We start from the raw sequence: 23,640 nt of genomic DNA, 5'->3' as shown, positions 1-23,640 counted from the left end.
ATGCAGGCCGATGCGGGCTTTAACGACGCAACCAGCCGTCAATATTTCAGAGCCTTGCGCGCGCGCTCGATCAACGCGGAGGTCGAGGCATCGTGCTTCTTCGGATCGGCGCTCGCGGCGGTGATATCCGCCTCGACCACCTTGCCGAGAATCTTGCCGAGTTCCACGCCCCACTGATCGAACGAGTTCACGTCCCACACCGCGCCCTGCACGAGCACCTTGTGTTCGTACAGCGCGATAAGCGCGCCGAGCGCCTCGGGCGTGAGCGCATCGAGAATGATGGTCGTGGTCGGCCGATTCCCCGGAAAGCTCAAATGCGTGGCAAGTTCTTCCTTGCCCGGGCCCGCGACCTTCTTCGCCTCTTCGAGCGTGCGGCCGAGCATCAGCGCTTCGCTTTGCGCGAAGCAGTTGGCGAGCAGCTTCGCATGGTGATCGACGAGCGGATGCTCAGGCGTGAGCACGGCGATGAAATCGATCGGGATGATGGTCGGCCCTTGATGCAGCATCTGGAAAAACGCGTGCTGGCCGTTCGTGCCGGGCTCGCCCCAGATCACGGCAGCGGTCGGGTAATCGACCATGCCGCCTGCCAGCGTCGCCGACTTGCCGTTGCTTTCCATCTCCAATTGCTGAAGATACGAAGGCAGATAGTGCAGCGCCTGCGAATAAGGCGCGATCAGATCGCTCTGCGAGCCGAAAAAGTTGCGATACCAGATGCCGATCATGCCCATCAGCACGGGCAGATTCTTGTCGAGCGGCGCTTCGCGGAAGTGTTGATCCATCGCGTACGCGCCTTCCAGCAGCGCGTCGAAATTCTTCGGTCCGACCGAGATCACGATGGACAGGCCCACCGCCGACCACAGCGAATAGCGCCCGCCGACCCAGTCCCACATCTCGAAGACGTTTTCTTTCGCGATGCCGAACTTGACCACTTCCGCCGGGTTCGCCGAGACGCCGACGAAGTGCTTCGAAAGCTCGCTTTCCGGGCAGCCCTGCTTCAAGAACCAATCGCGCATGGAGTGCGCGTTGGTCATGGTTTCGAGCGTCGTGAAGGTCTTGGAGACGATGATCGCGAGCGTCTCTTCGGCATCGACTTGCTGGAGCACGTTCCAGAGATCGGCGCCATCGACATTGGAGACGAAATGCGTGTCGAGTTCTTTCGATGCCAGATGATGCAGCGCGTGCACGACCATCTTCGGCCCGAGGTCCGAGCCGCCGATGCCGATGTTCACCACATGGCGGATACGCTTGCCGGTATAGCCGGTCCACGAGCCGTCGCGGACCTTGTCGGCGAACGCGGCCATTTTCGCGCGCTCGGCGCGGACCTGTTCGGCGAATGGCGCGTCGTCGGTTTGCGCGCGCAGCGCCGTATGCAGCACCGCGCGATGTTCCGTGATATTGACGATATCGCCCGCGAACATGGCATCGCGGCGCTCGGTCACCTTCGCCTCTTCGGCGAGCTGGATGAGCAGCTTGAGCGTGGCGTCGGTGATGCGGTTCTTGGAGAAGTCGATGCTGATACCGCCGCCGTCGAACGTGAAGCGCTCGGCGCGCGTGGGCGCGGTGTCGTTTTGCGGCGCGAACCAGTCGCGCAGGCGCTCGCCGGAGATGGCATCGTAGTGCGATTGGAGCGCCGACCAGGCGGGTAGCGATTTGAGCGTCATAACGGTTCGATAGTCCTGAGTGACAAAGGAAACGTTCGTGCAAAGGCGGCTTGGCGGGAGGCGTCAGTCAGTTCGTGAACGCGACCAGCGGTGCCGCGGATGCTCGAATGTAAGAAGCAAGAGGCAGTATAGCGACGATGCATGAACGAATGCTTGCAAGGCGTCATCGCGGCGCCGTGCAAGCCTCGCGCGAATCAGGCGCGCTGCTGTCGTTGATAGAAGCGCCGATTGATGAGACTGCGCACGGCAGGCGCAAGTTCGCCCGCCGTCAGTCCCGCAGGCCCGGTGCCTTCGCTCGCCAGATGCTCGGCGGCCTGCCCGTGAAAGTACACGCCTGCCAGCGCCGCCTCATACGCAGGCAACTTTTGGGCGAGCAATGCTCCGATCAATCCGCCGAGCACGTCGCCGGTGCCGCCGGTGGCGAGTCCTGCGTTTCCGGTCGGATTGATGGCGACGCGGCCATCCGGCGACGCGATGACCGTGCCCGAGCCTTTCAGCACGATGACCGCCGAATAACGCGTTGCCAACCGACGCGCGGCCGCGATGCGGTCGGCCTGCACCGCCTTTGCATCGCTTTGCAAGAGCCGCGCGGCTTCTAGCGGATGCGGCGTGAGCACGCACGGATTGCCCTTGGCGCCGCGTCCCGCGACTTCTGCGGCGAGGGCGTCGTCCTTCGAGACGAGATTGAGCGCATCGGCGTCGAGCAGCTTGGCGACGTCGAGCTTCAGGACATCGGCGAGCACTTTTCTCGCGCGGTCGCTCTTACCCATGCCGCAGCCGATCGAAAGCGCGTCCATCTTTTCGAGCGCGAAGTCGTCGACGTGATGCAGCATCAGTTCGGGATGCGGCGGATCGTAGGACGGCGCACCTTCGCCTAGAAACGCCACGTTGACCTTGCCCGCGCCGCCGTAGAGCGCCATGCGCGCGGCGAGGATGGGCGCGCCGCACATGCCGGTATCGCCGCCGATCACGGCAAGCGTGCCGAACGTGCCTTTGTTGGTCGCGTTGTCGCGCGGCGGCATGTGGGCCGCGAAAAGGGCCGGCACGTTGAGCACGATGGAAGGTGCGGCGGGCGGCTCGATGTCGAGCGTGGCGACATGCAGCGTGCCGCACAGATCGCGGCCTTCCGCCGTGAAGTGGCCCGGCTTCGCGCCGATGAACGTGATCGTCTCGTTTGCGCGCACGCTTGCGCCACCCGCGACGGGTGCGCCGGTGTCGCTGTCGAGACCGCTCGGGACATCGAGCGCGAGCACGCGGCCGTGGTCGCGGCTGTCGGCATCGCGCGCGCTTTGCGACAGACGTGTCGCGATGTCGGCGAACACGCCGTCCAGCACCCGTGTCAGGCCGATGCCGAACATGCCGTCGATCAGCCAGCCGAATTCATCGAACGATGCGGGGACTTCGGTGTCTATCGTCACGCCTGCGGCACGCGCCGCTTCGAGCGCCCAGCGGGCGTCGTCGGGCTTGACCTCGACCGGCATGCAAACGCGCACCGTCACGCCCGCGCGGTGAAGCCGCTCGGCCATCACGAGCGCATCGCCGCCGTTGTTGCCGGGGCCGGCGACGATCCAGACGGGCTTCTTCGTATGAAAGTCGCGCGTATCGAGCAGAAGCTGTGCGGCGGCGGCGCCTGCGCGGGCCATCAGCGTGTGAGGCGGCAGCGCGGCGGCGGCGCGCGCTTCGAGCGAACGCAGCTCCGTGAGCGTCAGGAGCGCGAGGGCATCGTCGCGGGGCGTGAAGTAGGGCGGTCGGGGATCGGTCATGTCGACGATGATAGGCGTGCAGCGAACATTGCGCCGATTCGCACCGTTCGTGCCTGAAGCAGGTGGCGATTCGGCTCGACCAGGATTGCAAGGTTCGTGAGTCGCTCAAAGACGCGCGCGGCTTGCACAAACCGAATGCCAAGCCGACGCGCGCGGCTCGCACAAACCGAATGCCAGGCCGACGCAGCCACGAGCACCGCAGCACGCGAGAGCACGGACGCGCGCTCTTCAAAACCGCTCGATACTCAACGCCGCAAGCGTCTGTTCCGGAACCTCGGACGTCACATCGGACAGGAGGTCCGCCACCACCTTCGCCGACCCGCACGCGAGCCCCCAGCCCGCCGGACCATGCGCCGCGTTCACGAACACACGCGGATGCCGTGTCGCGCCGACTGCCGGCAGGCCATCGGCGGAAAAGAGCCGCAGGCCTTCCCACGGACGCGCGGCCGAGACGCGTCCCGCGCCCGGAATCCAGTCGTGCGTGCCCTGACCGAGCACGTCGAGGGCACGACGGGCGAGGCTCGCATCGAGCGGCTTGTCGGCCTTGGACGCGCTCTGGAACACGCCCGCGCCCGCCACGCGCAGACGCTGGTTCACACGTGTCATCGTGATGCGCTTCATCGAATCGACGACCGTCAGATGCGGCGCGCGCTCTTCGTACGCAATCGGCGCGGTGAGCGTATGCATGCGCAGCGGATAGAGCCACGGCGTGGACTTCCTGACGAGCGCGGGCGTCTCGGCTCCCGCCGCGACCACGACGGCGTCCGCCGTGATCAACTCGACATTTTCGTTGCGCTTGTTGCGGCTTGCGTCCGGATCGGCGAGTTCGACGGCCGCGCGCTTATCGTCCAGACGCAGCGCCGTCACCGTGCGATTCATGCGAAACTGCACGCCGCCGTCTTCGAGCACCTGCTTCAGTTGCTTGGTGAAGAGCGGGCAATTGGCCGTGCGCTCCTCGGGCAGCAAAACGCCGCCCGCGAATTCGGGATATTCGGGCACCGAATGCTCCGCCGCGACGCATTCCTCAGGCGTCAGCACGCGATGCGGCACCTTGAACTGCCGCAACAGATCGATGGCCGGTTGCGCTTCCTCCAGCTCGCGCGCGTGACGAAACACGTGCAGCATGCCGCGCCGCTGTTCGAATTCGAGTTGCAGTGCGCTCTCGATTTCCGCGACGGTACGGCGCGACAACGCGACGAGCGGTTCCAGCAACGCATATTGCGCCGCGAACGCGTCCGGCTCGCGCAGCATGGCGAGTTGTTTCAAAAAATCGCGCACGGCGCTATGAAAGCCGGTCTTCACGACCATGCCGTTTTGCTTCGCGCGGTTCGACGACATGAAGGTCGGTCCGAACCAGACATCGAGCGGAGAGGGCAAAAGCGCGCCGCCCTGGCCATAAGTGGCGCCTTGGGCGACCGTCGCGTAGCGCTCGACCACGCAGACGCGATGCCCGGCCGCATGCAACTGGTAAGCGGTGGCGATGCCGGCGATTCCTCCGCCGATAACGATGACATCCATGACTTTTTTGCCCGAAGGCGCGAACTTGCGCCGCACACCGCGCCGCAAGCTCGGGCGCGCCGCGCATGTCGACGATGAGACGGCGGGCGCGGCAGACTCGCCACACCCGAAGAAAGCGCGCCATGATAGCGCCAAATGAGCCGCGCCGGGACCATAGGTGCCAGATCGCAGCATGTCCGTCGCGAACGTTTCTGCACTGCGTACACTGCAGGATCGATTTCAGGATAAGCCATGCGTCACGTCCGCGGCGGGATGCGCACGCGCGACGGGCAATGGCGCCGGTCGGGCCGGCCGAATTTGAGACGCATCCGGGGTATAATCGCGGTCTTCCTTTCGCCTCACGTCGCTCATCCACGCTCGTGGCCGTTTCCGGCGTTTCGAGCGCGGCACCCAGCGGCACACAGACGTCATCGACGCACCGTCACAATGGCCCACTTCTCGTGTTTCCCCGGCGCTTCGGCCCTCTCCGATTTCCGTCAGACCCGCCTCCTCGAGACGCTCGCGCGCATCGACGCGAACATCGTCGGCGTGCGCGGCCAGTTTCTGCACTTCGTGAATTCGGCCGAACCGCTTTCCGATGAGGACAGCAACCGCATCCACGCGCTGATGCACTACGGTGCGCCGCTCGAAGAAGGCAAGGAACGCGGCCACGCCGAAACGTTTCTGGTCGTGCCGCGCTTCGGCACGGTGTCGCCGTGGGCGAGCAAGGCAACCGACATCGCGCATCATTGCGGCCTCACGCAAGTGCGGCGTATCGAGCGCGGCGTCGAATACACGGTCGTCCTGAAGAGCGGTCTGCTCGGCGGCAGGAAAACCCTGTCGGACGAAGCGCGCGCCGCCGTTGCCGACGCGTTGCACGACCGCATGACCGAAAGCGTCGCGGCCTCGCGCGATCAGGCGCTGCATCTCTTCGACGAACTGCCCGCCAAGCCTTTGCAGACGGTCGATATCATCGGCGCCGGGCGTTCGGCGCTCGAAGCGGCCAACGCGGAACTGGGCCTCGCGCTCGCGGAAGACGAGATCGTCTATCTCGTCGATGCCTTCAAAAACCTCAACCGCAATCCGACCGACGTCGAACTGATGATGTTCGCGCAGGCCAACAGCGAACATTGCCGCCACAAGATTTTCAACGGCGAATGGACCATCGACGGCGAGAAGCAGGATCTGTCGCTCTTCGCCATGATCCGCAACACCGAGAAGCTGAATCACGAAGGCACGATCGTCGCGTACTCGGACAACTCGGCGATCATGGCGGGCGGCGTCGCGGAGCGCTGGTTTCCGCGCGGCGAGAGCGAGCAGTATCAGCGCAAGGTCGAGTTGACGCACACGCTGATGAAGGTCGAAACGCATAACCACCCGACCGCGATCTCGCCGTTCGCGGGCGCGGCAACGGGCTCGGGCGGCGAAATCCGCGACGAAGGCGCGACCGGTCGCGGCGCGCGTCCGAAAGCCGGTCTCGCGGGCTTCACGGTATCGAACCTCGATTTGCCCGATGCGCGTCAAAAGTGGGAAAACGCCCGCGATGCCGCCACGCCGCTCGTCTCGCGCAATCCGTCGGAAACGCATGAGGCGTATGGCCGGCCGGATCGCATTGCGTCGCCGTTGCAGATCATGATCGACGGGCCCATCGGCGCGGCGGCATTCAACAACGAATTCGGCCGTCCGAACCTGGGCGGCTATTTCCGCACCTTCGAGCAGAACGTCGCGGGCCGCGTGCGCGGCTATCACAAGCCGATCATGATCGCGGGCGGCATCGGCAATATCTCGGACCAGCACACGCACAAGAACGATCTGCCGGCGGGCACGCTGCTGATCCAGATCGGCGGACCGGGCATGCGCATCGGCATGGGCGGCGGCGCGGCGAGTTCGATGGCCACGGGCGCGAACACCGCCGAGCTGGACTTCGATTCCGTGCAGCGCGGCAATCCTGAAATTCAACGCCGCGCGCAGGAAGTCATCAACTCGTGCTGGCAACTGGGCGAGCACAACCCCATTCTGTCGATTCACGACGTCGGCGCGGGCGGCATTTCGAATGCGTTCCCCGAACTCGTCGATGGCGCGGGAAAGGGCGCGCGCTTCGAACTGCGCAAGGTACAGCTCGAGGAAAGCGGACTGTCGCCGCGCGAAATTTGGTCGAACGAAGCGCAAGAGCGCTATGTGCTGGCCATCGCGCCCGCCGATCTGCCGGCCTTCGAGGCAATGTGCGAGCGTGAACGCTGCCCGGTGGCAGTGGTTGGCGTGGCGACGGACGAGCGCGACCTCGAACTCATCGACGATGAAAACGAAGGTCAGGAACCCGTCGACATGCCGATGGATGTGCTGCTCGGCAAGCCGCCGAAAATGCATCGCGACGTTGCGCGCGAACATCCGAGCTTCACGCCGGTCGATGTCACCGGCCTGCAGCTTTCGGAAGTCGCCGTCGATGTGCTCAAGCACCCGACCGTCGCGAGCAAGTCGTTTCTCATCACCATCGGCGACCGTTCGGTGGGCGGCACGACGGCGCGCGACCAGTTCGTGGGCCCGTGGCAAGTGCCGGTGGCCGATTGCGCCATCACGACCATGGACTACGCGGGCTATCGCGGCGAAGCCATGACGATGGCCGAGCGCACGCCACTCGCCGTCATCGACGCACCCGCATCCGGCCGCATGGCAGTGGGCGAAGCAGTGACGAATATCGCTGCCGCGCCGATCGAATCGTTGAGCAAGCTCAAGCTCTCCGCCAACTGGATGGCCGCGTGCGGCAGCGCGGGCGAAGACGCGGCGCTCTACGACACGGTGAAGGCCATCGGCATGGAACTGTGCCCGGCGCTCGGCATCAGCATTCCGGTCGGCAAGGATTCGCTGTCGATGCGCACCAAGTGGCAGGACGCACGCGGCGGCTCACGGGAAGTGGTGTCGCCGGTGTCGCTCATCATCTCGGCGTTCGCGCCGGTCGAGGACGTGCGCCGTCAACTCACGCCGCAACTCGTCGCGGAGTCCGATACGGTGCTGATCGCCATCGATCTGGGGCGCGGGCGCAATCGCATGGGCGGCAGCATCCTCGCGCAAGTGACGCAGCAAGTGGGCGATGCCGTGCCCGACGTCGACGATCCCGAAGACCTCAAGCGCTTCTTCGCGTCCATTCAGGCGCTCAACGCCGACGGCAAGCTGCTTGCCTATCACGACCGCTCGGACGGCGGCCTGTGGGCGACGGTCTGCGAGATGGCGTTCGCGGGGCACGTGGGCGTGTCGCTCAACGTCGACATGCTGACACTCGATGCCGACCACGAATCCGATTACGGCGACGCGAAAGACTGGACCAAGCAGACGAGCGGCCGGCGCGACGACCGCACGATCCGCGCGCTGTTCACGGAAGAACTCGGCGCGGTGGTGCAAGTGCGCGCGGCGGATCGCGATGCCGTGCTCGGCGCGTTGCGCGGGCATGGTTTGTCGGCGTGCGCGCATGTCATCGGCAAGCCGAACGAGCGCGACACGGTCGAGATCTATCGCGACGCGAAGAAGATTTTCGATGCGCCGCGTACCGAGTTGCAGCGCGCATGGAGCGAGGTGAGCTGGCGCATCGCGCGTCTGCGCGACAACCCCGCTTGTGCCGACGCCGAATACGACGCATTGCTCGATGCCGGCGATCCCGGCTTGTCGCCCGTGTTGACCTTCGATCCGGCGGAAGACGTCGCCGCGCCGTTCATCGCGACGAACACGCGTCCGCGCGTGGCGATCTTGCGCGAGCAGGGCGTGAACTCGCATCTCGAAACCGCGTATGCATTCGACCGCGCGGGCTTCGATGCACATGACGTACATATGAGCGATCTGCTCGAAGGCCGCGCGACACTCGCCGACTTCGCGGGCGCGGTGGCGTGCGGCGGCTTCTCGTATGGCGACGTGCTGGGTGCGGGCGAAGGCTGGGCCAAGACCATTCGCTTCAACCCGCGTCTTTCCGATATGTTCGCCGCCTTCTTTAGCCGCGCCGATACCTTCGCGCTCGGCATCTGCAACGGCTGCCAGATGATGTCGAACCTGGCGTCGATCATCCCCGGCGCCGAGGCGTGGCCCAAGTTCACGCGCAACAAGTCCGAGCAGTTCGAAGCGCGCTTCTCGCTCGTGGAAGTGGAGAGTTCGCCGTCGATCTTCTTTAGCGGCATGGAAGGCTCGCGCATTCCGGTTGCGGTCGCGCACGGTGAAGGTTTCGCCGATTTCTCGCAACAGGGCGATGCCGCGAAGGCACTCGTCGCCATGCGTTTCGTCGATCATCACGGCCGCGCGACGGAGCAGTATCCGTTCAACCCGAACGGCTCGCCGCAAGGCATCACGTCGGTCACGACGCCCGACGGCCGCTTCACCGTTTTGATGCCGCATATGGAGCGCGTGCATCGCAATGTGCAAATGAGCTGGACACCGGATGACTGGACCACTGACGGCAGTCCGTGGCTGCGCGTGTTTCAGAACGCGCGGCGGTTCATGGGGTGAGGTTCGGTTGTATCGGTGGGATGAGAGCACCCCGAAGTGGTTTTTCGGGGTGTTTTTTTGCCGATTGCAGACACGCACCGAAAACGACAAAGCCGCCCGAAGGCGGCTTTGTCCGACAGCGACGAAGGGCGATCAGCGTGCTTATTTCACCACTGCCTTCTTCCGCAACCCTTCCTCGAACGCCTGCAGCTTCTCCTGCTGAATCTGCTGCGCGATCTGCGCTTTCACTTGTTCCAGCGGCGGCGGGGCGACGTCGCGGGTATCGTCCAGACGGATGATGTGCCAGCCGAATTGCGTCTTCACCGGCTGCGGCGTTACTTCACCCTTCTTGAGCTTCTCGGCGGCGGCGCCGAATTCCGGCACGTAGGCTTGCGGCGCGGACCAGTCCAGATCGCCGCCGTTCTTGCCCGATCCCGGGTCCTTCGAGTATTGCTTCGCCAGATCCTCGAAGCTCGCGCCGCCCTTGATCTTCGCGATCAAGTCCTTCGCCTGCGCTTCGCTTTCTACCAGGATGTGATGCAGATGCAGTTCCTTGCCGCCGCCCGTCTGCTTCACGAGTTGCTCGTAGCGCGCCTGGATCTCGGCGTCGGTCGGCGTGTTCTTCTTGACGAAGTCTTCGATCATCGCGCGCAGCACGACCGTCTGTTGCGCGACCGCGATCTGCGCCTTCACGTCGGGACGCATGGGCAGGCCTTCGCGCGATGCTTCCTGCATCAGGATTTCGCGGTTGATGAGTTCCTCGCGCACCGCCTGTTGCAATTGCGGCGAATCCTGCTGACCCTGCTGGACGAGTTGCTTCACGAGCGCATCGGCGCGCGACGTGGGAATCGGCGTGCCATTGACGACGGCGATGTTCTGCGCAAACGCGGGAGCCGCGGCGAACGCAGCCAGCAAGACCCAGACGCGGGTTTTTTTCAAAGTCATCGGAGGTTCCTAACTGAGCAACGAGCGACCTCGAAAGGCGCTTGATTGAGAGGTTGATCTGGAAGAAGCTGAGTGAATCGACACGCAGGAGAGGCGAGGCAAAAGCGCGGCAATCAGGCGCCAAAGCCCGCGCGGAGTCTATTCGAATTGTTCTGCGAACTCTTGCGGCGTATAAGCCCGGATGGCCAGTGCGTGCACGCCATGCTGCATTTCCGCGGCCAGCGCATCATACACCAGTCGATGCCGCGCCACTCGCGCGCGGCCCGCGAAGCATTCGGCGATGACCGTGACCGTGTAATGACTGCCCGAAGCCGCGCCGGCATGCCCGGCATGCGCCGCGCTGTCGTCTTCGATATGCACGGTTTGCGGTTCGAGCGCCGCTTCGAGGCGCGCTTCGAGATGCGCGATCTTGTCGGCCGCGCTCGCGTTCGGAAAATCGAAGGAAGCGTTCATTGACCATCCTCCTTCATGTATTTGGCGAGCCAGAAACTTTGCGCGACGATAAACGCCACGAGACATCCCGTCGCGCCGAAGAGCTTGAAGTTGACCCATTGGTCCGTGGTGAAGTGAAACGCCACCACGAGATTGACGATACCGAGCAGCGCGAAAAACACCGCCCACGCCACGTTCAATTGTCCCCACACACGATGCGGCAGTACGATCTGCTTGCCCATCATCGCTTCGATGAGGTTCTTTTTGAAGCCGAGTTGCGCGACGATCAGCGCCACGGCGAAGAGCCAGTAAAGCGCGGTGGGCTTCCATTTGATGAAGGTATCGTTGTGCAGCACGAGCGTCGCGCCGCCGAACACCACGACCACGCCGAGACTCACCCACAGCATTGGATCGACCTTGCGATGGCGGAAGGCCACCCACGCAATCTGCACGAGCGTCGCCGCGATGGCCACGGCAGTTGCCGTATATATGCCCCAGATCTTGAATGCGACAAAAAACAGGATGATCGGAAACAGATCGAACAGAAATTTCATTGGCGTGGCGATGAGGTGGGCAGCGAGCAGGCTGCGGCGCGCGAAACGAACGCCCGCTCTCGAGAAGCGGGCGTTCCATGCGGCAGAAAATTATGCACGGGCTTATTGATTAGCCCGCCACAACCCGCCCGCGCTTACTTGGATTCGAATTGTAGCGCAGCCGAGTTGATGCAATACCGCAAACCGGTGGGCGCCGGGCCGTCTTCGAAGACGTGGCCGAGGTGCGCGCCGCAGTTCTTGCACTGCACTTCGATGCGCAGCATGCCGTGCGAGCGGTCGGTCTTCTCTTCGATCACTTCGCCGTTGATCGGCTTAAAGTAGCTGGGCCAGCCGCAGCCCGCGTCGAACTTGGTCGCGGATTCGAAAAGCGGCGTGCCGCAACACACGCAGTCATACACGCCGCGCTCGAAGTGGTCCCAGTATTCGCCGGAGAACGGGCGCTCGGTCGCCGCGTGGCGCGTGACCTGATACTGCATGTCGTTGAGTTCGCTGCGATACGCCGCATCGTCCTTTTGCAGCGGATACGCCGTGGCGCCAGTGTTGTCGGTGGTGTCGTCTCTGCTCATATCATTCCTTTTATCGGCCGAAAGTCGGAAAAACGGATCAGGCCAGCTATTTTGGGGCGATCCTAAGAAGAACAACTCACTTCCAGATCGCTCGCCCAGTCGGGCGGCAGGCCGGCGTAGGCTTCGTATTCGGGTTGTTCGTCGTAGGGACGGCGCAGCACGTCGAGAAGCCGCGCCACTTCGGTGTAGTCCTTTTCGCTCGCCTGGCGAATCGCCTGTTCGGCCAGGTGATTACGCAGCACGTACTTCGGATTCACGCGATTCATCGCGGCTCTGCGATCCATATCGTCGCGCGTTTCGTGCGCGAGACGTTCCCGATACTGCACCGCCCACGCGTCGAAAGCGGCGCGGTCGAGAAAGAGGTCGCGCACGGGCGAATCGTTCGAGGTATCGGATTTCGCGAGCTTCGACAAGTTCCGGAACGTGAGCGTGAAGTCCGCGCGGTTCGCGTGCATGATTTCGAGGAGACCGTTGGCGAGTTTGTCATCGCCTTCGCGCGCGATTTCGAGGCCGAGCTTGGCGCGCATCTTCGCTTCGAACACAGGGCCGAAGCGCGCCTTGTAGCGTTCGAGAACCTTCTGCGCTTCCTCGACCACGCGTTGCGCACGGCCTTCTTCCGGCAGGTTCGCGCCGACGAGCGGAACCAGCGCCTGCGCTAGACAAAACAGGTTCCAATAGCCGACCTGCGGCTGACGGCTGTACGAATAGCGCCCTTGCGTGTCCGTGTGGTTGCAAATGTGATGCGCGTTGAAGCCATCCATGAAACCGAACGGGCCGTAGTCGATCGTGAGACCGAGAATGGACATGTTGTCGGTGTTCATCACGCCGTGACAGAAGCCGACGGCTTGCCACTCCGCCATCAGATCGGCGGTGCTGCGCACGGCTTCGTCGAGGAGCGCGAGGTAGGGATCGTCGGCATCGCGGCAATGCGGATAGAAGCGCTCGATCACGTGATCGGCAAGCGCTTTGAGATCGTCGACGCGGTCGTTCGAATAGAAGTGTTCGAAATGCCCGAAGCGCACGAAGCTCGGCGCGACGCGCGTGACGATCGCCGCTGTTTCCATGCTCTCGCGCCGCACCGGCATATCGGAGCCGACGATGGCGAGCGCGCGCGTCGTGGGAATGCCCAGATGGTGCATGGCTTCGGAGCACAGGAATTCGCGGATCGACGAACGCAACACGGCGCGGCCATCGCCCATGCGGGAATACGGTGTGCGGCCCGCGCCCTTCAGCTGAAGTTCGAAGCGTGTGCCGTCATGGTCCCGATCGGCGTCTGGCTCGATCTCGCCGAGTGTAAGTGCGCGGCCATCGCCCAATTGACCTGCCCACACGCCGAACTGATGCCCCGAATAGACCGCTGCGTAAGGCAGGTCGCCGGCGGGCCATTCGCGCGTGGGATTGCCGGCGAAGTATTCGGCAAAGCGCTTTTGCTCGCTGCCTTCCGCGACATCCGGATCGATGCCGAGCATGTCCGCCGTTTCGCGCGAGATCGCGACGAGATAAGGATCGGGCACCGGCGTGGCGGGAAGGCGCGTCAGAAACGCGGCCCCGAGCGCCGCGAACGAGCCTGGCTGGCCAACCTTGATCGCGGCGGCGATGGCGTCCATGGAATCAGCGCCGGAAGCCTTCTCGCCGGACGCTGCACGCACGGCATTGCTTGGGGAAAACGACATATTGAGCGCCTTTTGGTTAAACGATATTGTAAATCCGCGCCCGCGGGCCTGCAGGGCCGCGCCCGGCCGGGCATCGGGCGGCGCAAAGCGAATGACCGACCCAATGACTCGAGCCCAGACTCGCCAACCGACTCACCGAGGAAATCACCCATGACGTCGCCGCTTTACGGCCAGATGATGGAAATACCGTTGCTCGCGTCGTCCCTGTTGTCCCATGCCTCGCGCCACTTCGGCGATACGGAAATCGTGTCGCGGCGTATCGAAGGCGATATCCATCGCTACACCTACCGCGATTGCGAGAAGCGCGCGAAGCAACTCGCGCAGGCCTTGATCGCGCTCGACGTGCAGCAGGGCGAGCGCATCGGCACGCTCGCCTGGAACGGCTACCGGCATCTGGAGTGCTATTACGGCGTGGCGGGCATGGGCGCCGTGTGCCACACCATCAATCCGCGTCTCTTTCCGGATCAGGTCGCGTTCATCATCGATCATGCCGACGATTCGTACGTCTTGTTCGACATGACCTTCGCGCCGCTCGTCGAGATGATCGCGCCGCAGTGTCCGAACGTGAAAGGCTGGATCGCACTCGGCGATGCCGCCTGCATCGAGCAGCATCTTTCGAACCTGAGCGTGCCGGTGATGAGCTACGAAAGTCTCGTCGGCGAACAGGATGGCGTCTACGAATGGCCGATGCTCGATGAACGTCAGGCATCGTTTCTTTGCTATACGTCGGGAACGACGGGCAATCCGAAGGGCGCGCTGTACTCGCATCGCTCGACGGTGCTGCATGCTTATGGCGCGGCCTTGCCCGATGCGATGGGCGCTTCATCGAGCGATTCCATCCTGCCCGTCGTGCCGATGTTCCACGTCAACGCGTGGGGCATTCCGCATGCGGGGCCGCTCGTCGGCGCGAAGCTGGTGTTTCCCGGCAAGGACCTCGACGGCAAGTCGCTCTATGAGTTGATGGAAGCGGAAGGCGTCACCTATTCGGCGGGCGTGCCGACCGTATGGCTGGCGCTCCTCGCCTACATGAAGCAGAACGATTTGCGCTTTTCGACCTTGAAGCGCACGGTGATCGGCGGCTCGGCGTGTCCGCCCGCCATGCTGAAGACCTTCGAGGAAGACTACGGCGTGCAGGTGATTCATGCGTGGGGCATGACGGAGATGTCGCCGCTCGGCACGCTCGCGCGGCTGAGTTTCCGGCAGAAGCAGCGTTCGGCCGAGGAACAGCGCATCTCGCTCGAAAAGCAGGGGCGCGCGCTCTTTGGCGTCGATATGAAAGTGGTCGGCGACGACGGCCACGAACTGCCTTGGGACGGCCAGTCGTTCGGCGATCTGCACGTGCGCGGACCGTGGGTCATCGACCGCTATTTCCGGCGCGACGAGTCGCCGCTCATCGACGGCTGGTTTCCAACGGGCGATGTCGCGACCATCGACGCCGATGGCTTCATGAACATCACCGATCGCAGCAAGGACGTGATCAAGTCGGGCGGCGAGTGGATCAGTTCGATCGATCTGGAGAACATCGCGGTGTCGCATCCGCAGGTGGCGGAGGCGGCGTGCATTGCGTGCTCGCATCCGAAGTGGACGGAGCGGCCGATGATCGTCGCCGTGCTGCGTCCGGGCGCGACCATCACGCGTGAGGATTTGCTCGCGCATTTCGAGGGCAAGGTCGCGAAGTGGTGGATTCCGGACGATGTCGTGTTCGCCGACGAGTTGCCGCATACGGCGACGGGCAAGCTGCAGAAGGTGCGGCTGCGCGCGTTGTATCGGGAGCATGTGCTGCCGGAGAAGGGTGAGAAGACATCTTGATACCAGCGCTTCCGGCTGACCTAGCGCCCCGGTCGATCCGGGGCGTTTTCATTCGCCGGACGACGCGCATTTGAACGATCGTTCTCCTTTGTGTATTCTGCGTCGATCACTCACAATAACCTCGCCAAAGACGCGCGAACGGGAGACATCTTCATGGCTGTGCACTTCACGATCCACGACGGCGTCGCCGTCATCACACTCGACAACCCGCCGGTGAACGGCCTCGGGCACGCGACACGGCTTGGCATCGTGGAAGGCATCGAGCGCGCGCGTGACGAAGACAACGTGCGCGCCATCGTCGTGATCGGCGCCGGCAAGGCGTTTTCGGGCGGCGCGGACATCACCGAATTCAATACGCCGAAGGCGACGCAAGAACCGACGCTCAAGACGGTCATCGAAGCAATCGAGGGCAGCGCGAAACCGGTGATCGCGGCGATTCACGCCGTGGCGATGGGCGGCGGCCTCGAACTCGCGCTCGGCGCGCATTTCCGCGTGGCGTCGCCCGGCGCGCAGATCGCGCTGCCCGAAGTGAAGCTCGGCCTCCTGCCCGGCGCGGGCGGCACGCAACGGCTGCCGCGCGTGGTTGGCCTCGAAAGGGCACTCGGCATGATCGTGTCGGGAACGCCGGTATCATCCGAACGACTCGCGAATACCGCGCTCTTCGACCAAATGATCGAAGGCGACTTGCTCGATGGCGCCGTGCGTTTCGCTCAGCACGTCGCCAAGCGTGACGGCATGCACCCGCAAGTGCGCGAACGCCCCATCGAACACACGGATGCCGATCGAATCGTCCAGGCCGCGCGCGCGAACGCCATCGCGACGGCGAAGCATTTTCCGGCACCGCACAAGTGCATCGATGCCATCGAAAAAGGCCTGAAAGAAGGCTTCGAACGCGGGCTCGCCTTCGAGCGCGAATGTTTTCTCGCGCTCGTGCAGACACCGGAAAGCCGCGCGCTGCGGCACGCGTTCTTCGCCGAACGCGCGGCGTCCAAGATCGCGGATGTGCCGTCGAACACGCCCGTCAGAAAGATCGAGCGCATTGGCGTGATCGGCGCGGGCACGATGGGTGGCGGCATCGCCATGAACTTCATCAACGCGCGATTTTCCGTCGTGTTGCTCGAAACGAAACAGGACGCACTCGACCGGGGTTTGGCGAACGTGCGCTGCAATTACGAAGCGCAAGTGAAGAAGGGCAAGCTCACGCAAGACGAGGTCGATGAACGCATGGCCCTAATTCAACCGACGCTCGATTATGCGGACCTCGCGCACGCGGACTTGATCATCGAAGCGGTATTCGAAGACCTGGGCGTGAAGGAACAAGTCTTCCGCCGCCTCGATGAAGTCGCGAAGCCCGGCGCGATTCTCGCATCGAACACATCGACGCTCGATCTCGACAAAATCGCCGCGTTCACGAAACGTCCGGGCGATGTCATCGGCACGCACTTCTTCAGTCCCGCCAACGTCATGAAGCTGCTCGAAGTGGTGCGCGGCGCGAAAACGGACAAGGACGTGCTCGCCTCCGTCATGCAACTGGCGCGGAAGATCAGGAAGACGGCCGTGGTCTCGGGCGTATGCGATGGCTTCATCGGCAATCGCATGGTCGAACAGTACTTGCGGCAGGCGCTTTTCATGCTGGAGGAAGGCGCGCTGCCCGCGCAGATCGATCGCGCAATCGAACATTTCGGCTTCGCCATGGGGCCGTTTCGCATGAGCGATCTTGCGGGCAACGACATCGGCTGGGCCATTCGCAAGCGCCGTTATGTCGAGCAGCCGGAGTTGCGCTATTCGAAAATCGCGGACCGGCTGTGCGAAGCGGGCCGCTTCGGACAAAAGACCGGCGCGGGATGGTATGACTATGAGCCAGGCAAGCGCGACGCGCTGCCATCACAAGCGGTCGACGACATGATCGTCGCGTATTCGAAGGAAGCAGGCATCGAAAGACGGCGTATCGCGGACGATGAAATCGTCGAGCGCCTCATGCTCGCGCTCGTCAACGAAGGCGCGCGTATTCTCGAAGAGGGCATCGCTTCCAAGGCCTCGGATATCGACATGGTGTATTTGACGGGTTACGGTTTCCCGCTCTGGCGCGGCGGCCCGATGTTCTACGCCGACACCATCGGACTTGCCGCCGTGGAACGCGCCATGCGCCGCTACGCGCAACAGCCCAACGGCGACGCATGGCAGCCCGCCGCCCGCGTGACGCAACTCGCGGCGGTCAACGGCCGGTTCAACCCTTGAAGATGAGCATGATGAAACCCGTAGAAGACGTTTTACTCGTCGTGGACGTGCAGTACGATTTCATGCCCGGCGGCGCGCTCGCCGTGAAGGAAGGCGATGAGGTGGTGCCCGTCATCAACCGCCTGGCGCGCGCGTTCTCGCATGTCGTCCTGACGCAGGACTGGCATCCGCGCTCGCATGTCTCGTTCGCGGCGAATCACGAAGGACGGGCGCCCTTCGACATGATGACAATGCCTTACGGCGAACAGGTGCTGTGGCCGGTGCACTGCGTGCAGGACACCGAGGGCGCGGCGCTACATCGCGGCCTGCAACTACCGCACGCGCGGCTCGTGATCCGCAAGGGGCATCACGAACATGTCGACAGCTACTCCGCGTTTCTCGAGGCGGATCGCGTGACACCCACGGGTCTTGCAGGCTATCTGCGCGACGTCGGTGCGAAGCGCGTATGGGTCGCGGGACTGGCGACGGATTATTGCGTTGCGTGGTCCGCGTTGGATGCGCGTCGCGCGGGCTTCGAAGTGAGCGTGATAGAAGACGCGTGCCGCGCGATCGATCTCGACGGCTCGCTGGATCGAGCGTGGCGCGAAATGCGCGACGCGGGCATCGAATGCATACGCTCCGATTATTTGCTCGCGTGAGCCTCCAAAGCTACCGGCGAATCTTTGCTACGCTTCTGCCTTCATCGTTTTCTTGACCAGGAGTTGCCGTGTTACGTCACATCGTCATGTGGAAGCTGAAGGAGTCGGCGGAAGGCGCGAGCCGCGCGGAGAATGCGCAGAAGCTCAAGGAGAAGCTCGAAACCTGCCGCAGCATCGTTAAGGGGCAGGGACACTTCGAGGTCGGTACGGCGCAACCGGGTTTCGACTGCACTTACGATGTCGTGCTCGTCTCCGACTTCGACGACAAAGCGGCGCTCGTTGCCTATCAGGTGCATCCGAAGCACGTGGCGCTGAAAGACTTCATTGCCGCGGTGCGCGAAGACCGTCAATGCGTCGACTACGAAGTGTGACGACCATGACCGACAAGCCACATGACGTCGCCATCGAAAGCCCGTTCATCGACTCGCTCGGCGTGGAATTGGTCAAGGCCGCCGACGGCGAAGCGGAAGTGCGGCTCGCGCTCGAAGATGCGCATTTGAACACGTGGGGCATCGCGCACGGCGGCGTCACCATGACCTTGCTCGATTCCGCGCTGGCACTCGCCGCGCGCAGTCTCGCGGGCAATGGCATCGGCGTCGTTACCGTCGAGATGAAGGTGAACTTCATGCAGCCAGGGCGCGGTGAATTGCGCGGCATCGGGCGAGTGCTGCATCGCTCCACCACCATGGCGTATTGCGAAGGCGAAGTGCGCGACAGCGAAGGGCATTTCGTCGCCAAGGCGCTAGGCACGTTCAAATACATGCGCAGGCTCGCAGTGGGCCGCGATATCGTGAAACAGAAAATGCGTTCCGATCCCAAGGCCACGCCGGGACCGAGCGACGCTTGATTCATTCCGAACAGGAGGATTCGCAATGGCAGACGCTCAGAAGAATCGCCAGGTTTTGCTGGTATCGCGACCGGAAGGCGAGGCATCGACCGACAATTTCAGGCTCGTCGAAACACCGCTTGCGCCGCTGCGGGAAGGCGAGCTGCGCGTGCGCAATTACTATCTGTCGCTCGATCCGTACATGCGCGGGCGCATGAGCGATGCCAAGTCATACGCCGCGCCGCAGGCGTTGAACGAAGTGATGATCGGCGGCACGGTCGGTGAAGTGGTCGAGTCGCGCAATCCGAAGTTCAAGGTCGGCGACAACGTGGTCGGCATGTACGGCTGGCAGGAATACGGGACATCGGACGGCACGGGTCTTTATGCCGTCGATACCACGCACGTTCCGCTGTCCGCGTATCTCGGCCCGGTCGGCATGCCGGGCGTGACGGCCTGGTATGGCCTGAATCGCATCATCGAACCGAAGGCTGGCGATACGGTTGCCGTGAGCGCGGCAAGCGGCGCGGTCGGCAGCGTGGTCGGGCAACTGGCGAAGGCGGCAGGCTGCCGCGTGATCGGCATTGCGGGCGGCGCCGAGAAGTGCCGCTATGTCGTCGAGACGCTGGGCTTCGACGCATGCATCGACTACAAGGCGGGCCATTTGTACGACGAGCTCAAAGCCGCGGCGCCGGATGACATCGACGGCTATTTCGAAAACGTCGGCGGCGAAGTGCTCGACGCCGTGCTGCCGCGCATGAACGCGCACGGGCGCATTGCGTTATGCGGCATGATCTCGGGCTACGACGGCAAGCCATTGCCGCTGCAGGCGCCGCGCATTCTGCTCACGCAGCGTCTGAAGCTGCAGGGTTTCATCGTGAGCGAGCACATGGAACTCTGGCCGCAAGCGTTGAAGGAACTCGGCGAACGCGTCGCGACGAAGAAGCTGATCTACCGCGAGACCATTGCGCAGGGACTCGAAAATGCGCCCGAAGCGTTCCTCGGTCTTTTGCGCGGAAAGAACTTTGGCAAGCAGCTCGTCAAGCTCATCTGACGCGCCGAGTACCACACCACGCGAGAAAGGAGCCCGCTTGGACCGCTTCGAAGGAAAAGTCGCCGTGATCACCGGCGCGGCGAGCGGCTTCGGCCGCGAGTTTGCGCTAAAGGGCGCGGCGCTCGGCATGAAGCTCGTACTCGCCGATATCGACGCCACCGCGCTCGATGCCACCGTGACATCGCTGCGCGAACGAGGCGCCGAGGTGCGCGGCGTGCGAACGGACGTCTCGAATGCCGCGGACGTCGATGCACTCGCTCGCGCCACGCTCGATGCGTTCGGCGGCGCGCATCTGCTCTTCAACAACGCGGGCGTGGGCGCCGGCGGCTTCATCTGGGAGAGCAGCGCGAACGACTGGCAATGGGTCTTCGGCGTCAACGTGATGGGCGTTGCCAACGGCATTCGCGCGTTCACGCCGATCATGCTGGCCCAGAACGAACCGGCGCATATCGTCAACACGGCTTCGGTCGCGGGGCTGCTCGCTGCGCCCGCAATGGGCGTCTATAACGCGTCGAAGCATGCGGTCGTGGCCATGACCGAGACGCTTTATCACGATCTGCGGCTCGCGCGCGCGTCGGTCGGCGTGTCCTTGTTGTGTCCGGCGTTCGTGCCGACCGGTATCGCCGATGCCGAACGCGCGCGGCCCGGCGCGCTCGTCAACGACGAAGAGATGACGGCGTCGCAGAAGCTCGCGGCACGGCAACTGGCAAAGGCGGTGGAGCACGGCAAGCTATCGGCGCGGGATGTCGCCGAACTGACCTTCGACGCTATCCGCGCGAATCGTTTTTATGTGGTCACGCATCCGAACATCATGCCTTCGGTGCAGTTGCGGCTGGACGACATCGCGCAGCTGCGCGACCCGAGCGATCCCATGTCGCTCAAGTCGCGTTGACCTCGGCATCGGCATGACAATGCAGCTCAATTCCCAGGTCGCGCAAGTCTTGCAGATGGTCGCACGCGCGAGGCGCGCGCCTTATCACACGCTCACGCCGCAAGAGGCGCGCGCCGCCTATGCGATGAGCGCGCCCATTCTCGATGTCGCGCCGTTGCCCATGGCGCGGGTCGAAGATCTTCTCGTTCCTATGCGCGATGGCGGGTCCATTCGTGTGCGTGCGTATTATCCGATCGAGCCGAATTGGGCGGAGCCGCTTGGCGCGCTCATGTATCTGCATGGCGGCGGCTTTACGGTGGGAAGCATCGAAACGCACGACGCGCTGTGCCGCAAGTTCGCGCACGACGCGGGCTGCGCGGTGGTATCGGTCGATTACCGGCTTGCGCCCGAACACAAGTTTCCGGTCGCCGTGAACGATGCCTTCGACACCTTGCAATGGCTCGCGCGCGAGGCGTCCACGTTGGGGATCGATCCGGCTCGCATCGCGATTGGTGGAGACAGCGCGGGTGGCACGCTCGCGACGGTGTGCTCGGTGCTGGCGCGCGATGCAGGCATCGCCTTGCAATTGCAGATGCTGATTTATCCGGGGACGAGCGCGTGGCAGCGAAGCGAATCGCATGCGCGGCTTGCCGAAGGGTACTTGCTGAGCGCAGAGACGATTCAATGGTTCTTCGAGCAGTACGTGCGCGATGAACGCGACCGGGACGACTGGCGTTTTGCGCCGCTGGATGCGGCGGGCGGGCAGCCGGATTATCGTGGCGTGGCGCCGGTGTGGATCGCGGCTGCTGATCATGATCCGCTTTACGATGAAGATGTCGCTTACGCGGAGAAGCTTTCAGCGCAGGGCGTATCGGTGGAACTCATGCGGTATGAAGGGATGATTCACGAGTTCTTCAAGATGGGCGGGTTTGTTCGCGACGTGGCGCGGGCGCATGCGGATGCGGTGGCTGCGTTGAGGAAGGCGTTGGGGTGAGGGCTTGATTAGATTCTGAAAAGTACATGGCAAATCGCCGATTCAAAGGCGAAGTCGCTAAGATGCTTAGGTCGCAATCCGAAGTATCAGGAATATGTCTGAGCGCTATGCTGCTGAATTGGGTATACCCCGGAGCCCTTTGTGTTCTCGTTCAAACAAGATTTCGCTCGTTTTCAATGGCAGCTCACTGATCTTGCACGGCTCGAATGGGCGCTCATATGCTGGAGTTTCGGGGCGCCCTGACGAAAACAACATTTTCGATTACTCGTCTGCCCGGCAACGTCAAACGGGGGAAGGGCCCATTCCAAAAGGAAGGTATTGGATCAATCCATCCGAACTGTGGACAAATCACTGGTACAGTCTCGCTCCACGCGCCGCTTGGGGAGATCATCGCATTACCATCCACGTGTACCCTGGAACGGACACCTACGGACGTGGAGGCTTCTTCATACACGGTGGAACTCATTCCGGAAGCGCTGGCTGTATCAACCTGCACTCGCGTATGGAAAATTTGGTTCGCGATCTTGAGGATGCAGCCAACTCGTCGCCCGACTGCTACATTCCTCTGACAGTGCGGTACTGAGAATGGCGACGTCACGACCGCTCAGGGTTCTCGCACTCGCAGCCGTATTCGTAATGACAACGCTCGTCGGCGCGTTCAACGCACTCAATCTCTACGAGGCCTTCGGCAGCGGCCCGCCGTATTACTCGCTCACGACCAACATGGATAAATGGTCCAGCCCAGTGCCGATGCTGGCTTTGGTGGACGCTGTCGCCATTGCGATTACCGCGATAGTGCTCTTACTGTTGAAACGTGGGTCGCGGCGATCATGCGTCACGCCACCTCAAACCTGAACGCCCGCACAAAATCCCCCGGCCGCACGACCTTGTGCGAACCGTCATCGTCACTGCGTTCCTTGACATGCAGCTCTACACCATGCGTCAGCGGCAACACTTGCAACGCCGTCGTCCCGCGCGTGCCGTATTCATCGGTCTCGATAAACGCCGCCGACAACACGCGTTCACGCTCGATGGAAAGGCCAGTGGATGGCAAGACGTGATCGTCGGCGATACGCGGGTCACGCAAGGTTTCGATCAGCTGGTCGAGCGATGGCCGCTCATCGGCGTGAATCAAATCGCGTAAAGCATCGCGCTGGGCGACGAGCTTCGGCCACGGCGTATTCAGCAAGCTATTCGACAACCCATGCACGCCCGCTTCGAGCAAAACCGGCTCGGCATCGGCGCGATTGCCGTACCAGCCGAGCTCACGTCGTGTGAAATCCCCGCACAGCAAATTGAAGCCGTTGTACCGATGACCTTCCAGGGCAACGCGCTTGAGATACTTCAAAGGCTCGACGCGCTCGCCCGTCAAATATTTGCTGACCAACGTGCCACGCGTGGGCGCATCCGGCCGCATCTCGCTCGGCGCACGATAGTTCGTCAGCGCGGCAAAGCGCCCGTCGCGCGTTACGCCAAGCCACGTGCCGCCGCCCGTCAGATCCCGGCCCGCGAGCACGCCGGGCGCGTCGGTCCACCAATGCATCGGGTCGGTCTCGCGGCGGAAGAACTCGTCGCGATTCGCCGCCAGCGTCAGCAGCGCGCGGCCGTTGGCGGGCGCGGCCTGGGGTTGCCAGTCGAAGACGATCAGGCACATGGCG

The 23,640-nt window shown here is 63.3% G+C and carries 21 protein-coding genes; 12 read left to right on the top strand and 9 right to left on the bottom strand.

Annotated features, from left to right (window positions below):
* Positions 1 to 38: 38 nt before the first annotated feature.
* From pgi to LDZ28_RS06745, 3 genes are all read right to left on the bottom strand, one after another.
* Positions 39 to 1,661, bottom strand: a complete 1,623-nt coding sequence (pgi, locus tag LDZ28_RS06755) for a glucose-6-phosphate isomerase (protein ID WP_244827919.1) — start codon at positions 1,659 to 1,661, stop codon at positions 39 to 41.
* Positions 1,662 to 1,855: 194 nt separating this feature from the next.
* On the bottom strand, positions 1,856 to 3,424 hold the full coding sequence (locus LDZ28_RS06750) for an NAD(P)H-hydrate dehydratase (RefSeq protein ID WP_244827918.1): 1,569 nt from the start codon (positions 3,422 to 3,424) through the stop codon (positions 1,856 to 1,858).
* A 228-nt stretch (positions 3,425 to 3,652) separates the two neighbouring features.
* Positions 3,653 to 4,942: an FAD-dependent oxidoreductase gene (locus LDZ28_RS06745; RefSeq protein ID WP_244827917.1), complete on the bottom strand. Its 1,290-nt coding sequence runs from the start codon at positions 4,940 to 4,942 to the stop codon at positions 3,653 to 3,655.
* Here LDZ28_RS06745 and LDZ28_RS06740 point away from each other — a divergent pair.
* On the top strand, positions 4,941 to 5,081 hold the full coding sequence (locus tag LDZ28_RS06740; protein WP_244827916.1) for a hypothetical protein: 141 nt from the start codon (positions 4,941 to 4,943) through the stop codon (positions 5,079 to 5,081). The two genes, LDZ28_RS06745 and LDZ28_RS06740, sit on opposite strands and share 2 nt — an antisense overlap.
* A gap of 287 nt (positions 5,082 to 5,368) precedes the next feature.
* Complete coding sequence (gene purL, locus LDZ28_RS06735; RefSeq protein ID WP_244827915.1) at positions 5,369 to 9,406, top strand: phosphoribosylformylglycinamidine synthase; 4,038 nt, start codon at positions 5,369 to 5,371, stop codon at positions 9,404 to 9,406.
* A gap of 141 nt (positions 9,407 to 9,547) precedes the next feature.
* Here the strand turns inward: purL and LDZ28_RS06730 are convergent, their stop codons facing one another.
* The 5 genes from LDZ28_RS06730 to LDZ28_RS06710 form a co-directional block, all read right to left on the bottom strand.
* The gene (locus LDZ28_RS06730; RefSeq protein ID WP_244827914.1) at positions 9,548 to 10,330 is read right to left on the bottom strand and encodes a peptidylprolyl isomerase; all 783 of its coding nucleotides are present in this window, start codon (positions 10,328 to 10,330) and stop codon (positions 9,548 to 9,550) included.
* 138 nt (positions 10,331 to 10,468) lie between these two features.
* A complete protein-coding gene (locus LDZ28_RS06725; protein WP_244827913.1) occupies positions 10,469 to 10,783 on the bottom strand; it encodes a BolA family transcriptional regulator in 315 nt (104 codons plus the stop codon).
* Positions 10,780 to 11,316, bottom strand: a complete 537-nt coding sequence (locus tag LDZ28_RS06720) for a septation protein A (protein ID WP_244827912.1) — start codon at positions 11,314 to 11,316, stop codon at positions 10,780 to 10,782. The genes LDZ28_RS06725 and LDZ28_RS06720 overlap by 4 nt, the downstream gene beginning before the upstream one ends.
* 134 nt (positions 11,317 to 11,450) lie before the next feature.
* Positions 11,451 to 11,882: a peptide-methionine (R)-S-oxide reductase MsrB gene (gene msrB / locus LDZ28_RS06715; protein WP_244827911.1), complete on the bottom strand. Its 432-nt coding sequence runs from the start codon at positions 11,880 to 11,882 to the stop codon at positions 11,451 to 11,453.
* Positions 11,883 to 11,944: 62 nt separating this feature from the next.
* Complete coding sequence (locus tag LDZ28_RS06710; protein WP_370652112.1) at positions 11,945 to 13,555, bottom strand: YdiU family protein; 1,611 nt, start codon at positions 13,553 to 13,555, stop codon at positions 11,945 to 11,947.
* 150 nt (positions 13,556 to 13,705) lie between these two features.
* Here LDZ28_RS06710 and LDZ28_RS06705 point away from each other — a divergent pair, with 150 nt between their 5' ends.
* The 10 genes from LDZ28_RS06705 to LDZ28_RS06660 all read left to right on the top strand — a co-directional run bounded on the left by LDZ28_RS06705 (position 13,706) and on the right by LDZ28_RS06660 (position 22,837).
* The gene (locus LDZ28_RS06705; RefSeq protein ID WP_244827910.1) at positions 13,706 to 15,364 is read left to right on the top strand and encodes a 3-(methylthio)propionyl-CoA ligase; all 1,659 of its coding nucleotides are present in this window, start codon (positions 13,706 to 13,708) and stop codon (positions 15,362 to 15,364) included.
* Positions 15,365 to 15,517: 153 nt separating this feature from the next.
* Positions 15,518 to 17,602 carry a 3-hydroxyacyl-CoA dehydrogenase NAD-binding domain-containing protein gene (locus tag LDZ28_RS06700; RefSeq protein ID WP_244827909.1) on the top strand — a complete coding sequence of 695 codons (2,085 nt, stop codon included), beginning with the start codon at positions 15,518 to 15,520 and terminating at the stop codon, positions 17,600 to 17,602.
* A gap of 11 nt (positions 17,603 to 17,613) precedes the next feature.
* Entirely contained in the window at positions 17,614 to 18,240 is a 627-nt protein-coding gene (gene pncA, locus LDZ28_RS06695; RefSeq protein WP_244828030.1) for a bifunctional nicotinamidase/pyrazinamidase, read from the top strand.
* 68 nt (positions 18,241 to 18,308) lie between these two features.
* Positions 18,309 to 18,611 carry a Dabb family protein gene (locus LDZ28_RS06690; protein ID WP_244827908.1) on the top strand — a complete coding sequence of 101 codons (303 nt, stop codon included), beginning with the start codon at positions 18,309 to 18,311 and terminating at the stop codon, positions 18,609 to 18,611.
* Positions 18,612 to 18,616: 5 nt separating this feature from the next.
* Positions 18,617 to 19,087 (top strand): PaaI family thioesterase, encoded by a 471-nt coding sequence (locus LDZ28_RS06685; protein WP_244827907.1) that lies wholly within the window; start codon positions 18,617 to 18,619, stop codon positions 19,085 to 19,087.
* Between the two features lie 25 nt (positions 19,088 to 19,112).
* Positions 19,113 to 20,117 (top strand): NADP-dependent oxidoreductase, encoded by a 1,005-nt coding sequence (locus tag LDZ28_RS06680; protein ID WP_244827906.1) that lies wholly within the window; start codon positions 19,113 to 19,115, stop codon positions 20,115 to 20,117.
* 37 nt (positions 20,118 to 20,154) lie between these two features.
* Positions 20,155 to 21,009, top strand: coding sequence for an SDR family oxidoreductase (locus tag LDZ28_RS06675; protein WP_244827905.1), 855 nt, complete (start codon positions 20,155 to 20,157; stop codon positions 21,007 to 21,009).
* A gap of 19 nt (positions 21,010 to 21,028) precedes the next feature.
* Positions 21,029 to 21,982, top strand: a complete 954-nt coding sequence (locus LDZ28_RS06670) for an alpha/beta hydrolase (protein WP_244827904.1) — start codon at positions 21,029 to 21,031, stop codon at positions 21,980 to 21,982.
* Between the two features lie 94 nt (positions 21,983 to 22,076).
* Positions 22,077 to 22,565, top strand: coding sequence for a tlde1 domain-containing protein (locus tag LDZ28_RS06665; RefSeq protein ID WP_244827903.1), 489 nt, complete (start codon positions 22,077 to 22,079; stop codon positions 22,563 to 22,565).
* A 53-nt stretch (positions 22,566 to 22,618) separates the two neighbouring features.
* Positions 22,619 to 22,837, top strand: coding sequence for a hypothetical protein (locus LDZ28_RS06660; protein WP_244827902.1), 219 nt, complete (start codon positions 22,619 to 22,621; stop codon positions 22,835 to 22,837).
* Here LDZ28_RS06660 and LDZ28_RS06655 read toward each other — a convergent pair.
* Positions 22,818 to 23,636, bottom strand: a complete 819-nt coding sequence (locus LDZ28_RS06655) for an NRDE family protein (protein WP_244827901.1) — start codon at positions 23,634 to 23,636, stop codon at positions 22,818 to 22,820. The genes LDZ28_RS06660 and LDZ28_RS06655 overlap by 20 nt on opposite strands.
* Between the last annotated feature and the right edge of the window lie 4 nt (positions 23,637 to 23,640).

The organism is Caballeronia sp. TF1N1, assembly GCF_022878925.1.
Classification (GTDB): domain Bacteria; phylum Pseudomonadota; class Gammaproteobacteria; order Burkholderiales; family Burkholderiaceae; genus Caballeronia.
The sequence above is the reverse complement of the archived record's forward strand: the minus strand, read 5'-3'. Positions and strand labels throughout refer to the sequence as shown.